Origin of the sequence: Cupriavidus laharis, assembly GCF_914271435.1 — a bacterium.
Classification (GTDB): domain Bacteria; phylum Pseudomonadota; class Gammaproteobacteria; order Burkholderiales; family Burkholderiaceae; genus Cupriavidus; species Cupriavidus laharis.
Genome location: NZ_CAJZAI010000014.1, coordinates 24,675 through 39,203 on the forward strand (window position 1 = coordinate 24,675; position 14,529 = coordinate 39,203).

The window sequence follows — 14,529 nt, forward strand, 5'->3', positions numbered from 1 at the left end:
TGACAAGCGGAAAGGGGAAATCGCGATGGATCTGCACCTGCAGGACAAGATTGTGATCGTCACCGGCGGCGCCAGCGGCATCGGCGCGGCCATTTCGATGGCACTGGCGCACGAGGGCGCGGTGCCGGTGATCGGCGCAAGGTCGCCGATCGCGCCGGCATTCCGCGACAGCCTGCTGCAACTGCAGCCGTACGCACGTTTCTTCCAGCTGGAGCTGACTGACGAAGCGGCGTGCCGGGACATGGTCGCGGAAACCGTGGCGTCGTTCGGCCGCATCGACGGCCTGGTCAACAATGCCGGCGTCAACGACGGCGTCGGCCTCGACGCCGGGCGCGACGCCTTCGTGCGCTCGCTCGAGAACAACCTGGTCCACTACTACGTGATGGCCCATCTTTGCGTGCCGTACCTGCGCGAGAGCCGTGGCGCCATCGTCAACATCTCGTCCAAGACCGCGCTGACGGGGCAGGGCAATACCAGCGGCTATTGCGCGGCAAAGGGGGCGCAGCTGTCGCTGACGCGCGAGTGGGCCGCCGCGCTGGCGGCGGACGGTGTGCGCGTCAACGCTGTCGTCCCGGCCGAGGTGATGACGCCGCTGTACCGCGAATGGCTCGACAGCTTCGACGCACCCGCGCAGAAGCTCGCGGCCATCACCGCCAGAATCCCGCTCGGCCGGCGCATGACGACGGCCGAGGAGATTGCCGGCACGACGGTCTTCCTGCTGTCCGCGCAGGCTTCGCATACCACCGGTCAATGGGTGTTCGTCGATGGCGGCTATACCCACCTCGACCGCGCCCTGACGTGAGGCTGCCATGCGCCATTGCCTCGCCCTGGACCTGCGCGACGACCCCGCGCTCATCGCGCGCTACGAAGCACTCCACCAACGCATCTGGCCCGAGATCGCCGGGCACCTGCGCCGCCACGGCGTGACCGGCATGGAAATCTGGCGCGTCGGCACACGGCTGGTGATGGTGATGGACACCGACGACGCGCGCTACGACCCCGACAGCATGGCGCGCGCCGCCGCGGCCGACCCGAAGGTGCAGGAATGGGAAGCGCTGATGTGGACCTTCCAGGCACCCACGCCATGGACGCCGCCGGACCGGAAATGGGTGCCCATGACCCGGATCTTTGACCTGAAAGACCAGTAGAGGGCTGTCCGCGAACACCAGCCGTCTTCGCTCCCGCGGCGACGGAGGGACACGCTCGGCCTTTTTTTGCGCTGGATGGCGGAAAGGAAGAATTGGCGTCGCAACGAGGACGCAACAGTGACGCAACAGCGACGCAACAGCGACGGATTGAACAAGCCAGTGCGCTGCGTGTCCGCGGCGCCCGGTATCTGGCAGCAATGACCAACAGGAGACAGGAAGTGACGCGAAGAACAATACGACTGGCAGGCGTTGCCGCGCTGTGCGGCGCAGCTGCGACGGCAACTGCCGCGCAGGGCAGCAATGTAACGCTGTATGGCCGCGTGGTGGCGGGCGTGGATGTCCAGACCAATGTGCAGACGACGGATGGCGGCTCAGGCACCCTGTGGCGCGGTGCGGACAACCAGTGGGGGACCAGCATGTTCGGCCTGCAGGGCACCGAGGACCTGGGCGGCGGGCTCAAGGGCCTGTTCCACCTGGAATCCGGCTTTGGCGCCGCCAAGGGCAAGACCAATGGCGATGCGCTGTTCAACCGCCGCGCCTACATCGGGCTGCAGGGCGGCTGGGGCAAGCTCACGATGGGCAAGAACCAGCCCATTGCCGATGCACTGTGGGCCCTCGACCCGACCGGCCAGCAGTTCATCGGCTCGGCCACGCTGGTGCGCGGGCGCAACTGGCAGGGCCACGACAACATGGTTGCCTACGAGACCCCGAATCTGGGCGGATTCAGCGCGTTGGCGCTGACCAGCCTGGGCGAGCAGCCCGGCTCCGCCAGCAAGCTGCGCAAGGACGCGCTCTCTCTGACCTATACGGCGCCCGCCTTCGAGCTGCGCGCGATCTACGACGTGGCGCGGGACGCCAATGGCAAGTACAGTGACCTGTTCAACACGTCGAAGGAACTGACCCTGGGCGGCACGCTGTCCATCCGCGACTTCAAGCTGTTCGCCGGCTATGAAAACCTGTCCGCACCCGACAGCCCTGCCGGCGCGCCGACGAAGGCCAACCATTTCTGGCTGGGCGCGAACTACCAGCTCACGCCGGCGCTGACGCTGATCGGCGCGTTCTACCGCGTGATGGTGAACCGTGGCGGCGGTAACGCCAACCTGTACATGCTCGGCGCGAACTACAACCTGTCCAAACGCACGTTGCTGTATGCGAGCGTCGGCACGGTGCAGAACAGCGCGAACGCGAACTTCTCCGTTGAGGCCACCAACAACAATCCGGCGCCGGGCCGCAACCAGCTGGGCGCCTACACCGGCATTGCCCACTCATTCTGACCGTAGCGCGGCAGCAAGGTCGCCGTTCCTGCGTCGATCCGCCTGTGCAACTCGCGGAATACCTGGACCCGGTTGAATCGGACTATCGCACCGGCAGCTATGCGGCTGGAAGCCGAGGTGAACAGCCAGTGGCAGGCAGTTGGGTAGCGGCTCGGATATCGGCGCGAGCCGCTATCTCTCACTGGCCAGCCCCGTCACCGCATCGGCACTGCGCATCCGGGTAGTGTCGCGTGACCAGCGCCCGCCGAGCCTCTACACGTTCCAGGCCTTTGCGGCGGGCGGCTGAAGCGTTGGGGGGCTCACGCCTTCGCAGCTTGCGCTGCGTTGGCGTTGCCGGGCATGGCATTGCGCCTTGCCACCAGCGCCAGCAGCGCCGCCACCAAGCATGCAGCACCTGCGGCATACAGCGCAGGGGTATAGGTCAGAAGCAGGGTACGGCTCATTCCCGCCCCGAAGGCCGCCGTGGCCGCACCGACCTGGTGGGCCGCAAAGATCCAGCCGAACACCATGGGCGCGCGCTCGCGGCCAAAGGCGGTGGCGGCCAGCTTGACCGTCGGCGGCACGGTGGCAATCCAATCCAGGCCATAGAACATCGCGAAGATGGACAGGCCATACAGCGTGAAGGTCGAATGCGGCAGCCAGAACAGGGACAGGCCGCGCAGTCCGTAGTACCAGAACAGCAGCTTGCGGCTGTCATAGCGGTCCGACAGCCAGCCGGACAGGATGGTGCCGACAAAGTCGAACGCGCCCATCATGGCCAGCGCCGAGGCGGCCGGCACGGGGCCCATGCCAAAGTCGCCGCACAGCGCGATGAAGTGGGTCTGGATCAGCCCGTTGGTGGACAGGCCACAGATGAAGAAGGTGCCGGCCAGCACCCAGAACGCCTGGTTGCGCATGGCATCGCGCAGCACGACGAAAGGGCCGCGCAGCGTGAGCGGGGCGGGCGGTGGCGCAGGGGTGGCCGGGACCGCCGCGGGGACTTCGCCGAATGCGGCCAGGCCGACGTCGGCGGGACGGTTGCGCATGCATGCGAACACCAGCACGGCCAATACCGCGCAGGCAACCAGCACCGGTACCACAGCGACGCGCCAGCCCATGTGTTCGATCAGCCAGGCCGCCGCCGGCAGGAAGGCGAGCTGGCCGGTGGCCGAGCTGGCCGTGAGCAGGCCGATCACCAGGCCTCGCCGCGCGCTGAACCAGCGGTTGGCCACGACGGCCGCCAGCACCAGCGCGGTCATGCCGGAACCGATGCCAAGCATCAGGCCCCAGGCCAGGAACAGTTGCCACAGTTGTGTGGCGGCCGTGGCCAGTGCCATGCCGCCGGCAATCAGCGCCAGCGCGGCGCATACCACGTTGCGTACGCCGAAGCGCTCCATCAGGATCGCGGAGAACGGTGCCATCAGCCCGAACAGTGCGAAACGGAAGGCCAGGATCGATGAAATCTGGTCCGTGTTCCATCCCATCTCGCTGGTCAGCGGCTTGAGGAAAGCACCGGGCAGGCCGAGCGCTGCCGATGTCGTCAGCATGACGAGGAAGGTGATGGCGGCGACGAGCCACGCGTAGTGGATGCCGCGCCGGTCAAGCCGGCTGGAAATCGCTTGGGCGAACATGGGTCTCTCTGTCAAAGGCGCTTGCGGGGGTTTGGGGTGAGTCGGGCCATCCGCGTCCCGGCGGGGGCGCGAAGAACAGGGCGTCAAGGCGTTTTGGGATTGTTTGAGGGTTAGCCGGATGATGGCCCGAGCAGCCGTTCGCGCACGGCGTCGAGGATGCTGTCGGACATGGCGTGGCCTTCGATGGCACGTGCCAGCGTGACCGCGCCCACCAGCATGGCCATGCGGATCAGCGCTTCCTTGTGGCGCGTCTCGGCGCTGTCGCTGGCCACGGTCGTTTCCATGTCCTGGACCAGGGCCTTGAAGCCTTCCAGGTAAGCCCGCCGCACCGGCTTGTCGGCCGGCTCCCGTGCCACGTCGCTGGCGAGCGCCGCCGCCGCGCATCCGTGGCCCGGGTTGCTGCAATGCGCTTGCGTCAGATAGGGCTCGACCAGGTTGGCCAACATGGCCTGCCGGTCGCCCGCTGCACGATCGATGCGGCGTTCCCAGCGCGCTGCCGACTCCTCGAACGCACGTTTGCAGGCCCGCGCCGCGAGTGCGTCCTTCGACGCGAAGTGCCCATAGAAGCCGCCGTGCGTCAGTCCGGCGCCCGCCATCAGTTCGGCCACGCTGACGCCATTGAGCCCGCGTTCCCGGAACAGGCGCGACGACGCCTGCTCGATGGCTTCCCGATTCTTGTCGGCTTGTTCCCGTGATGCGCGCGCCATCTGAAGGCTCCCTTCGGAAATTGATGCTTGGCGAAGCTTAGATGATGGTCATAATTTTATCAATATATGTTTATCATCATCTAAATCGGTGGATTCAAATGTGCATACATATGAAGTCATCTTCAGCGCGTTGAAGGGATTTCCCGTATTGTCTCGTTGAACCGTGCCGGGCGACGATCCGGCCACAACCCATACCGCGCCGTGTCCAGTCCCGCTCCGATCCAATCCGCCTCACAGCCGGCGTCCGCCGCCAGCCCCCCGCAGCCCATGACCTCGCGCGAGCGCCGTGGCATGGCTGCCATCATGATTGCCGTGGCGCTGGCCACGCTGGACACGGCGATTGCCAACACGGCCTTGCCTTCCATTGCTGCGGACCTGCGCGCCACGCCCGCGGCATCGGTCTGGGTGATCAACGCCTACCAACTCGCGATGGTGGCCACGCTGCTGCCGTTCGCGGCGCTGGGCGGCATCCTTGGCCACCGGCGCGTCTATATCGGTGGCGTGACGCTGTTCATCGCCGCCTCGGTGGTGTGCGCGCTGGCGTGGTCGCTGCCGTCGCTCGCGGCGGCGCGTGTGCTGCAGGGCATCGGGGCCAGCGCCATCATGAGCGTCAATACGGCGCTGATCAGCGCAATCTTCCCGATCCACCGGCTGGGCCGCGGGGTTGGGTTGAACGCGCTGGTGGTGGGCGTGTCGTTCGCGCTGGGCCCTACCGTGGCGTCGGTAATCCTGTCTTTCGGTTCGTGGCCGTGGCTGTTTGCCGTCAACCTCCCGATCGGCCTGCTGGCGCTGGGCATCGCGCGCGGGGTCCTGCCGCAGACGCCGCGCAGCCAGCACGCGTTCGACCGCGTGGCAGCGCTGCTGAACGTGGTGGCGTTCGCCGCGCTGATCTTTGCCCTCGGCGAAGGCGCGCAGCGCGCACCGCTGGCCGAATCTCTGGCCGCTGCGGCCATCTTCGTGGTGGCGTTCGGCCTGCTGCTGTGGCGCGAGCGCGGCCACCCGGCGCCGATGCTGCCGGTGGACCTGTTCCGCCGTCCGATGTTCGCGCTGTCGACGCTGACCGCGGTCTGCTCGTTTGCCGCACAGGGGCTGGCCTTTGTTTCGCTGCCGTTCTATTTCCAGCATGTGCTCGGACGCGATCAGGTGGAAACCGGATTCCTGCTGACGCCGTGGTCCGTGGTGGTGGCGCTGCTGGCGCCCGTCGCCGGGCGCCTGTCCGACCGCTACCCGCCGGGCCTGCTGGGCGGCGTCGGCCTGGCCGTGCTGAGCGTTGGCATGGCGTCGCTGGCGCTGCTGCCGGCGAACCCGAGCGCGCTGGAGATCGGCATCCGCATGTGCATCTGCGGGGCCGGCTTCGGCTTCTTCCAGTCGCCGAACCTCAAGGCGCTGATGGCCAGCGCCCCGCGCGAGCGCAGCGGCGGCGCCAGCGGCGTGATCGCCACGGCGCGGCTGTTGGGTCAGGCTACCGGCGCGGCGCTGGTGGCGCTCAGCTTTGGCCTGGCCGGCAGCCACGGTCCTGGATTGGCCCTGGCGCTGGGCGCGGGGTTTGCCGCTGTCGCCGCCATTGCGAGCGGCCTGCGGCTGGTGATGCCGGCGGTGGCGCACTGACGGGTTTGGCCATGCCCACCGTCGGCCTAGAATCCACCGGACGGGCTTCCTATCACGGCACGCCGGTGCCGCCCCCAGTTCCGAACGACAAGGTATTCCCATGAGCCACCTGTTTGATCCTCTCGATATCGGCAACCTCACGCTGTCCAACCGCATCATCATTGCGCCCATGTGCCAATACTCGGCGCAGGACGGCAACGCCGGCGACTGGCACATGATCCACCTTGGCTCGCTGGCGCTGTCCGGCGCGGGCATGCTCATCATCGAAGCCACCGCGGTGTCGCCGGAGGGCCGCATCACTGCGGGGGATCTGGGCCTTTACGCTGACGAGAACGAGGCCGCGCTCGGCCGCGTGCTGAAAGCCATCCGTGCGCACGCTCCCATGGCCGTGGCCGTACAGCTCGCGCATGCCGGGCGCAAGGCTTCCAGCCAGGCCCCGTGGGATGGCGGCCAGCAGGTTGCGCCGAACGCGCCGGGCGGCTGGCAGGCCGTGGCACCGTCGGCCGTGCCGCATGCCGATGGCGAAGTGCCGCCCACCGCGCTGGACCGCGCCGGTATGGACAAGGTGCGCGATGACTTCATCGCCGCCGCGGTGCGTGCCGTGCGGCTCGGTATCCAGGGCATCGAGATCCACGCCGCGCACGGCTACCTGCTGCACCAGTTCCTGTCGCCGCTGGCCAACCATCGCGATGACGAGTACGGCGGCAGCCTGGAAAACCGCATGCGATTCCCGATCGAGGTCTTTGACGCCGTGCGTGCGGCGGTACCTGCGGATCGTCCTGTGTGGATGCGCATCTCCGCCACGGACTGGGTGCCGGGCGGCTGGGATATCGACGGCACGGTGGCCCTGTCAAAGGCATTAAAGGCGCGCGGTTGCGCGGCCATCCATGTCACTACAGGAGGCGTGTCACCCGCGCAGGCCATCAAGTTGGGGCCGGGCTATCAGGTGCCTTATGCCCAGCGCGTGAAGGCCGAGGTGGGGCTGCCCACCATCGCCGTGGGCCTGATCACCGAACCGGAGCAGGCCGAGGCCATCATCGCCGGCAACGAGGCCGATGCGGTCTCGCTGGCGCGCGCGATGCTGTATGACCCGCGCTGGCCCTGGCACGCCGCCGCAAAGCTGGGCGCAAGCGTGGCGGCGCCGAAGCAGTACTGGCGCTCGCAGCCGCGCGAGTTGAAGGACCTGTTCTCAGGCGCGAGCTTCGGCCAGCGCTGACCCGTTACCACGCCAAGCCGAAAGAGGAGGCCGCATGAAACCCCGTGTCACCCTGATCACGCTGGGCGTCGACGACCTGGAGCGGTCGCTGCGTTTCTATCGCGACGGGCTGGGCCTGCCGACCCAGGGTATCGTCGGCGAGCAGTTCGAGCACGGCGCCGTGGCTTTCTTCGACCTGCAGCCGGGCCTCAAACTGGCCATCTGGCCACGCGCCAGCCTCGCGCACGACACCGGATTGCCGGTGTCCGTCCGTTCCCCTGCCGGGTCTTCCCTGGCGCACAACGTCGGCAGCCAGGCCGAGGCCGATGCGGTCATGCAACAGGCCGCCGCGGCCGGGGCCACCATCGTCAAGCCCGCGCAGCCGACCTTCTGGGGCGGCTATGCGGGCTACTTCGCGGACCCGGACGGCCATCTCTGGGAGTAGCCTGGAACCCGCAGATGCTGCCCGCCGACTGAGGATGCTGCAGAAAGTGCCGGGCGGGGCGCAAGGCTGCCGCGCGCACTATAGTAGTACCTGACCTACGTGGCGCATCGCCGGAGGGAAGGCACGATGAAGGCATGCAAGACAACGTTCGGGCGGCCGCGCCGCCTTGCCGTCATGGCACTGGCATCAGCCGTGCTGATGGGCCTTGCCCCGGCTTCGCGGGCACAGTTGGGTGACGTGCTGAAGAATCCCATGGGCGGCGCCGGTGGCGCCGCGGAAAGCGCGACGGGCGGGCTGGGAGGGGTGGGTGGTGGCCTCTCGCTGCAGTCGCTGTCCTCGGGAAGCACGGGCAATGTTGCCGGGCTGCTGGATTTCTGCATCAAGAACAACTACCTGGGTGCGGGCGGCGGCGCGGCTTCGGTCAAGGACAAGCTGATGGACAAGCTTGGCGGGCCGTCCAAGGCTTCAACCGACAGCGGCTATACCAGCGGCGCAAAGGGCATCCTGCAGGACGGCCATGGCAAGACGCTGGACCTGAGCGGCAGCGGCCTGAAGGCCAAGGCCACCGAACAGGTGTGCGAGAAGATACTTTCGCAAGGCAAGTCACTACTGTGATTTTGCGCACTGCATCATCTTTTTGGCATTTTTCGCAGGGATTTCCATGATTGCCACACCGCTTCGAAGTGGCGACCATGGTCCAAAACAGACAGCAAAGGCATTGCGCCAGGGCGTCCCCCCAATTGAAGCGGCCTGGCGGCAGCACGATGTAGACCAATAAAAGCATCCGGGGCAAGACCCCACGGGAGACATCCATGCAAGTCTATGACGGCCTCGTGTACCTGACTGCGATGGTGCTGGTGTGCTTGTATGTCTATCTTGGCGTGATGACGCGCAGCACCGCGATCCGGCTGGGTTCTCCGGCCATCGTCGCGGTGCTCGTGCTGGTGTATTCGATGTCGCCGATGCACGCCGTCGGCTGAGTTCGCGGGGCGCCTGCCCGCCGCCATGGCGCGGCATCCGGGGCACGGTTTGCGATGCCGCAGGCCAAGCGCATCGCGACTACGGCGTGGTTCGGGCCAGACCTTCGCGCCTAGACTACTGCGTGCGCGCAGCGCAGCCGTAGGCGTCCTACCGATATCGCTGTTGGAAGGGACCACTCTGTAATCCGGGTTCGTTCGTACGCCCTGTCCCATCCTAATCATCTACGCGGCAGGCAATTGTGCTCGTCCTCTGATGCCTCGATCTCTTCGAGCCTTCGACGTCCCGATAAAAACGCGTTTTTGGTTACTTTTTCCGCTCGGGAAAAAGTGACTCGTCGGCTACGCCGGCGAAACAGCCACGCCTGCCAAGCACGCCAACCCAATCATCCCCACAGACCCCGCACTTCGACAAAAAACCATTTTTTCCGCCTCGTCCCGGATCGCACAAGACTGAGATCGGCAACCACGTCCATAACCGGTCACGACAGCCGGTGCCGCCCGCCACGCAGGAATCCGCAACAATTCGTACGGCAAAACCCAAACCTGCCGACGCTGGCCTGCGAATTCGGCCGGCGTGCCGTAAGGCATTCCCCGAGCGGCACCGCAAATCGTCGGATACGACGAACACCCCTCACCAGACCCTGTCCAGAATTTTTTCGAGACCCGCGATTGGCCTGGGTCCGAAACAAGAAAACGGAGACAAGAACGAATGAGCGCAACCTATCAGCGGGGCCGGGCATGGGTGGTTACCGTGCTGCTGTTCCTGTTCGTGGTGGTCAACTTCCTCGACAAGATCAGCGTAGGGCTGCTTGCCGGGCCGATGATGGACGAGCTGGGCCTGACGCCAGCCCAGTTCGGGCTGGTCGGCAGCAGTTTCTTCTGGCTGTTTGCGGTGGCCGGCGTGGCGGGCGGCTTCATTGCCAACCGTGTGTCGTGCACGCTGCTGCTGTTGCTGATGGCCATCGCATGGTCCGTATTCCAGCTGCCGCTCGCCTGGTCGTCGAGCCTCGCGGTGCTGATCGCCGCGCGCGTGCTGCTGGGCATTGCCGAAGGGCCGTCAACGGCGATTGCCATTCACGCGGCTTACAAATGGTTTCCGGATGATCGCCGCACGCTCCCCGTCGCCTTCTTTACACAAGGCGGCGCCACGGGGCTGATCCTTGCCGGCATCACCATTCCCTACATCACGACGCACTGGGGCTGGCGGGCCAACTTCTACGTGCTGGCCGCACTGGGCGCTGCATGGACCGTGCTGTGGCTGCTGTTCGGCGGCGAGGGCAAGGTCGACCAGGCCTCGGCCGAGGCGACGGCGCAGCCGCGCGTTCCCTATCGGGCGCTGCTCGGCGATGCCACGGTGGTGGGCTGCTTCCTGCTGCGCTTTGTCGCGTACTGGAGCCTGGCGCTGTCGCTAACCTGGTTTGCGGCGTACCTGCAGCGCGGCCTTGGCTTTGACCATGCCACGTCGGGCAGGCTGTTCGCCGCCATCATCGCGGTCAACATGCCGGTCACGCTCGCCGTGGCGTGGTGGTCGCAGCGCATGCTGCGCCGGGGCACGCCATCGCGCATCGCAAGGGGCCGCCTGGCTGCGCTGATGCTGGTAGGCGCCGGGGTCTGCCTGGCCGCGCTGGTGTCGCCTGGGCTGGACAACTGGCAGCGCGTGGCGCTGCTGGCGGCAAGCTGCGCGCTGGCGCCGTCGATCTACTCGCTGGGTCCGGCCATGCTGGCCGAGGTCTGCCCGCCAGCGCAGCGGGGCGCGCTCCTGTCGATCGACGCCTCGATTTCATCGATTGCAGGCATCCTCGCGCCGCTGGTAACGGGCTATCTGGTGCAGAACGCCACTGGCGCGCATGGCTACGAGTTGGGCTTCGCGGTCTGCGGCGCATTGATGATCGTGGGCGGCTTCGCCGGTGCGGCCTTGATCAACCCCGAGCGCTCGAAGCAGCGAATGGCCGGCTTGCAGCAGTACGCGGCAACGGCCCCGCATGCGCACCCTGCACACGCGTGACGCAGGGCGCCGGCCCCGCGCGAATGGCTCGGCATCGGGCTGGTCGCCGCGGGGGTGATCATGCTCAGCCCGAGGCGATAGCTGCGGCACCGCCGCTTCACTCCACCACATCGCCAACCCACACGCGGTCAAAGCTGGCCGCTGCCTCGCGCTGGATCTTGCGGACCGTTTCGGCGTCCGGAGCCTCATACTCGCACACCATGCGCATGCGGTCGGCGGAGACCAGGCTGCGTTTCCAGGCGACGTTGTACAGCGCGAGGCAGGGCCGCTCGCGGTCTGCGACGACCTTCATGTCTTCGTCGGACTGCGGGGTGGCGAAGCTGCGTTCTACGACAATGCGGGACATGGCAGGCTCCTTGTGAACGGACCGGATGCCGGACTTGATGCCTGCAGGCTAGGCGGATCGCGTTGGCACCAGCGTTGGAATGGCGCGGCACGCTGCGCGGGCGTGTCTGGCCGCAGCGGCGGCGCGCGCGCCGGGTACGTGCCGGCATTCAGCCTCGTCAAGCTCGGCCAGCCACTGCACAGCCTCGGCGGCGTGTCCGTTGGCGGCGTCCACCGTGGCCAGATGGGCGAGTGCGATGATCGTTTCAGTCTGGCGCCGCACGGCTCGGGCCGCTTGCAGGGCTTCGAGCGCGAGCGGCCGGATCAGGGGACTGTTGCCGTTGTCGCGCAGCAGCGTGGCAGCGCTGTTGAGTGCATACGCCAGATGTGCCTTGTCGTCGATGGCACGCAGGCTTTCCAGCGCCTTGTCCAGCGCCGCGTGCGCGGAAGCCTCTCCCTGCCGCAGGCCGGCCAGCGCTCCCAGTGCGCGCGCGAACGGCGCATCGGCCTCGCCCATGTGCCGCGCGGCCTCCATGATCCGCGCGCTGTGCCCGGCAACCTCGGCATTGTGGCCGCGCTCGAAGGCGATCGTCGCCAGCCACACCAGGCATTCATATTCGCGCCAGTGGTCCTGGCGCTGGCGGGCGAGGTCGACGGCCAGGGATACGAAGTCAAGCGCGGCAGCGGCGTCGCCGCGTGCCCGCGCGAGCAGACCCTGGCCCCATGCCAGTTCGATCACGCGCAGCGCCAGTGACTGTGCCAGTGCTTCTGCGTCACCGAGCATGGCCTGTGCCTGCGGCAGGTCGGACTCGACTTCCAGCAGGCAGCGCGCTGTGTTGGCCAGTTGCTGGCAGCGCGTGGCGGCGCCGGCCTTGCGCGTCATGCGCTCCGCGGCGAGCGTGGCCAGCCGGGTGCCCTCGGTGTCGTTGTCCTGCTGGTGCAGCCACGACAGCATATGCAGGCCTTCTGCGGCGTCCTCATGCAGGCCGAGCGTATCGGCGTCTTCCACCGCGTGCCGCAGGGCGTCGGCCAGTGCCGGCGCGCGGCGTTCGGGCCGATTGCTCGCAGCCACCAGCCGCAGTTTCAGCAGGCGTACGGCCAGGTGCGTACGTGCCTGGCCTGCCGGAAGCGAGTCGAGCAACCCGAGGCCCCGCTCGGTCACGGATACGGCCTCGTCGTTGGCACAAACGCGCAGGCAGTGTTCGGCGGCATCCACGCAAGCCTTTGCCGCCAGCGCGGCATCGCCGGCCAGTGCTGCGTGGTGGGCCAGCTCTCCATGCAGGGCCGGGTCCGATGCGCATTGCGCTTGCAGTTGCCGGGCGATCCAGCCATGGACGATGCGGCGCCGTGGCGCCGACATGCTGCGGTACGCGGCCTGGCGCACCACGTCGTGGCTGAAGTCATAGCAGGCGCCATCATTGCCCATGCCGCCTTCGGCGCAGGGGCGCAACAGGCCATGCCGCTCCAGGCGCTCAAGCGTGGCCAGTACCTGCGCAAGCGGCGCGCCGGACACGTCGGCCAGCAGGCGCGGACGTACCTCGCGCCCCAGTGCGCAGGCGAGCCGCAGCAGTTCGCGCGTGTCGTGGTCCAGCGCGTCGAGCCGCTGCATGACGAGCTCGTCCAGCGTAGGCGTGCCGGCGGCCTGCCCGCATGCGGCGGCATTGGCAAGCTGAAGGACGAACAGCGGATTGCCGCCGCTGTCGCGCGCCACGGCTGCAGCGTCGAGCGTCGATGCCGGCCCCAGGAGTGCCGCGACTTCGTCGCTGTCAAGCGGGCGCAGCGGCAGGCGCCGCAAGTGGCCGTCGCGCGCGAGCGACTGCAGCAGTCCGCGCGCCCACGGGTTGTCGCCGGTTTCCGCCACGCGTGCGGCGGCGCAGGCAATGACCGGAGCCTGCGTGGGCAACGTCCGGCACAGGTAGTGCAGCAGCGCCGCTGAGCCTTCGTCCATCCATTGCAGATCGTCGAGCAGTACGGCAAGCGGCTGTACCGCGGCCAGCCGGGCCAGCCAGGCCGCGGTGTCGCTGAACAATTGTTCGCGCGTGCCGGAGGCGGCTTCCGGGCCGGAAGCAGAGGGCCAGCCCTCGGCCATCGTGCGCAAGGCATCGCTCCACAAGCCGTAGGGCCGGATCATCTCCACTGCATAGCAACGCCCGCGCAAGACCCGGAAGCCGGCGTGGCGGGCCGTATCGGCCAGGTAATCGAGCAGCCGCGTCTTGCCGATGCCGGGCTCGCCTTCGAGCAGCGTGAGCATGCTTGCGCTGTGGGACGCGACAAGGGCATCCAGTATCTGCTGCTCGCGCCGGCGTCCGATCAACGGGCTGGACGGCGCAGGCATGGCGGTTGTGTCGGGTGCGGTCGATTCGCCCGTTTGGGGCGTGGCGCAGCGGCCCTGTTGCCGGCGCCGCGCCTGGCGGATGGCCTGATCGAGCGGCCCGTCGGAGGGCATCGAGAGTTCGCGCTGCAGCAACTCGCGGGCGTGGGCGTAGTGCTGCTCGGCGTCGGGATAGCGTCCTGCGGCCGACAGCATGCCGACCAGCGCGGCATGCGCGGGTTCCGCGAGCGGATCGGCTGCAACCATCGCGCGCGCGTATCGCAGTGCCTGTTCCGGGGCGTGCTGCAGCCGCGCCACCAGTTCCGCGAGCACTGCGCCGCGCAGGCCGCCGTAGCGCTCGCGCTCGGCCGTGCACCAGTGATAGAACCGGTAGCAGCCCGGCAGGTCGAGGCCGCTCAGGAACTCGCCCTGCAGCAGGGCGGCGGCTTCTTCCAGCGCCTGCAGCGTGGCATGGGCGACGCCGCCGGCCAGAAGGGTCTGCACGCGCGCGATATCCAGCCATGCTTCGCCCGCGTCCAGGCGCACACGTTCGCGGTCGCTCCGGAGCCGAGGCTGGCCGGGCGCATCGACCACGGGACGCAGCTTGGTCAGGCTCCAGCGCAGCGCCGCGCGCGGATCGTCGGGACCGTTCCAGAGCAGGTCGCACAAGGCCTGGCGCGACTGCGGCACGCCGGTCACGGCAAGGTAGCCAAGCAGCGCACGGGTGCGGCGGGATGCAGGCAGCGCCACAGGCGCGGCGCCGCGCATGACGCAGAGATCACCGAGCAGGCGGATGTGCAGCCGGTCATCGGCGGACACAGCGGCAAGTGGCGCAAGGGGCGGGGAGGGGGAAGCTGCCACGCTGCTTTCAACCGTGGTTTCAACGGTGCCGGCACATAGTGGAACCGGTTGGACGGCGTGG

At 67.7% G+C, this 14,529-nt stretch carries 13 protein-coding genes and 1 pseudogene; 10 read left to right on the top strand and 4 right to left on the bottom strand.

Translation table 11 applies throughout. The features are described from left to right. Window positions 1-25: 25 nt before the first annotated feature. The 4 genes from LDO29_RS22305 to LDO29_RS22320 all read left to right on the top strand — a co-directional run bounded on the left by LDO29_RS22305 (window position 26) and on the right by LDO29_RS22320 (window position 2,708). Entirely contained in the window at window positions 26-802 is a 777-nt protein-coding gene (locus LDO29_RS22305; protein WP_224081917.1) for an SDR family oxidoreductase, read from the top strand. 7 nt (window positions 803-809) lie between these two features. Further along, on the top strand, window positions 810-1,148 hold the full coding sequence (locus LDO29_RS22310) for an L-rhamnose mutarotase (RefSeq protein WP_224081918.1): 339 nt from the start codon (window positions 810-812) through the stop codon (window positions 1,146-1,148). 218 nt (window positions 1,149-1,366) lie between these two features. Continuing rightward, window positions 1,367-2,422, top strand: a complete 1,056-nt coding sequence (locus LDO29_RS22315) for a porin (RefSeq protein ID WP_224081919.1) — start codon at window positions 1,367-1,369, stop codon at window positions 2,420-2,422. 139 nt (window positions 2,423-2,561) lie between these two features. Beyond that, window positions 2,562-2,708, top strand: a complete 147-nt coding sequence (locus LDO29_RS22320; protein ID WP_224081920.1) for a hypothetical protein — start codon at window positions 2,562-2,564, stop codon at window positions 2,706-2,708. 13 nt (window positions 2,709-2,721) lie between these two features. On the opposite strand, the gene LDO29_RS22325 is transcribed toward LDO29_RS22320, so the two are convergent. Both LDO29_RS22325 and LDO29_RS22330 read right to left on the bottom strand, forming a co-directional pair. After that, entirely contained in the window at window positions 2,722-4,032 is a 1,311-nt protein-coding gene (locus LDO29_RS22325) for an MFS transporter (RefSeq protein WP_224081921.1), read from the bottom strand. Between the two features lie 110 nt (window positions 4,033-4,142). Beyond that, complete coding sequence (locus LDO29_RS22330; RefSeq protein ID WP_224081922.1) at window positions 4,143-4,739, bottom strand: TetR/AcrR family transcriptional regulator; 597 nt, start codon at window positions 4,737-4,739, stop codon at window positions 4,143-4,145. A 267-nt stretch (window positions 4,740-5,006) separates the two neighbouring features. Here LDO29_RS22330 and LDO29_RS22335 point away from each other — a divergent pair, with 267 nt between their 5' ends. The 6 genes and pseudogenes from LDO29_RS22335 to LDO29_RS22360 all read left to right on the top strand — a co-directional run bounded on the left by LDO29_RS22335 (window position 5,007) and on the right by LDO29_RS22360 (window position 10,972). Further along, entirely contained in the window at window positions 5,007-6,347 is a 1,341-nt protein-coding gene (locus LDO29_RS22335; protein ID WP_224081923.1) for an MFS transporter, read from the top strand. Window positions 6,348-6,447: 100 nt separating this feature from the next. Then, window positions 6,448-7,563: an NADH:flavin oxidoreductase/NADH oxidase gene (locus tag LDO29_RS22340; protein ID WP_224081924.1), complete on the top strand. Its 1,116-nt coding sequence runs from the start codon at window positions 6,448-6,450 to the stop codon at window positions 7,561-7,563. Window positions 7,564-7,597: 34 nt separating this feature from the next. Continuing rightward, a pseudogene (locus LDO29_RS22345) lies at window positions 7,598-8,019 on the top strand (VOC family protein). A 94-nt stretch (window positions 8,020-8,113) separates the two neighbouring features. Further along, window positions 8,114-8,602 carry a DUF2501 domain-containing protein gene (locus LDO29_RS22350; protein ID WP_290369614.1) on the top strand — a complete coding sequence of 163 codons (489 nt, stop codon included), beginning with the start codon at window positions 8,114-8,116 and terminating at the stop codon, window positions 8,600-8,602. Between the two features lie 197 nt (window positions 8,603-8,799). Beyond that, a complete protein-coding gene (locus LDO29_RS22355; RefSeq protein ID WP_224081926.1) occupies window positions 8,800-8,967 on the top strand; it encodes a hypothetical protein in 168 nt (55 codons plus the stop codon). A gap of 709 nt (window positions 8,968-9,676) precedes the next feature. Next, window positions 9,677-10,972 carry an MFS transporter gene (locus LDO29_RS22360; protein WP_224081927.1) on the top strand — a complete coding sequence of 432 codons (1,296 nt, stop codon included), beginning with the start codon at window positions 9,677-9,679 and terminating at the stop codon, window positions 10,970-10,972. Window positions 10,973-11,069: 97 nt separating this feature from the next. Here LDO29_RS22360 and LDO29_RS22365 read toward each other — a convergent pair whose 3' ends face one another. Further along, the gene (locus LDO29_RS22365) at window positions 11,070-11,318 is read right to left on the bottom strand and encodes a nickel-binding protein (RefSeq protein WP_224081928.1); all 249 of its coding nucleotides are present in this window, start codon (window positions 11,316-11,318) and stop codon (window positions 11,070-11,072) included. Window positions 11,319-11,366: 48 nt separating this feature from the next. Next, window positions 11,367-14,468 carry an ATP-binding protein gene (locus LDO29_RS22370; protein WP_224081929.1) on the bottom strand — a complete coding sequence of 1,034 codons (3,102 nt, stop codon included), beginning with the start codon at window positions 14,466-14,468 and terminating at the stop codon, window positions 11,367-11,369. Window positions 14,469-14,529: the final 61 nt, after the last annotated feature.

Bases quoted from the DNA above. Each gene is read 5' to 3' on its own strand.
- LDO29_RS22305 (WP_224081917.1), top strand. From the start codon at position 26: ATGGATCTGCACCTGCAGGACAAGATTGTGATCGTCACCGGCGGCGCC.
- LDO29_RS22310 (WP_224081918.1), top strand. From the start codon at position 810: ATGCGCCATTGCCTCGCCCTGGACCTGCGCGACGACCCCGCGCTCATC.
- LDO29_RS22325 (WP_224081921.1), bottom strand. From the start codon at position 4,032: ATGTTCGCCCAAGCGATTTCCAGCCGGCTTGACCGGCGCGGCATCCAC.
- LDO29_RS22330 (WP_224081922.1), bottom strand. From the start codon at position 4,739: ATGGCGCGCGCATCACGGGAACAAGCCGACAAGAATCGGGAAGCCATC.
- LDO29_RS22335 (WP_224081923.1), top strand. From the start codon at position 5,007: ATGACCTCGCGCGAGCGCCGTGGCATGGCTGCCATCATGATTGCCGTG.
- LDO29_RS22340 (WP_224081924.1), top strand. From the start codon at position 6,448: ATGAGCCACCTGTTTGATCCTCTCGATATCGGCAACCTCACGCTGTCC.
- LDO29_RS22350 (WP_290369614.1), top strand. From the start codon at position 8,114: ATGAAGGCATGCAAGACAACGTTCGGGCGGCCGCGCCGCCTTGCCGTC.
- LDO29_RS22355 (WP_224081926.1), top strand. From the start codon at position 8,800: ATGCAAGTCTATGACGGCCTCGTGTACCTGACTGCGATGGTGCTGGTG.
- LDO29_RS22360 (WP_224081927.1), top strand. From the start codon at position 9,677: ATGAGCGCAACCTATCAGCGGGGCCGGGCATGGGTGGTTACCGTGCTG.
- LDO29_RS22365 (WP_224081928.1), bottom strand. From the start codon at position 11,318: ATGTCCCGCATTGTCGTAGAACGCAGCTTCGCCACCCCGCAGTCCGAC.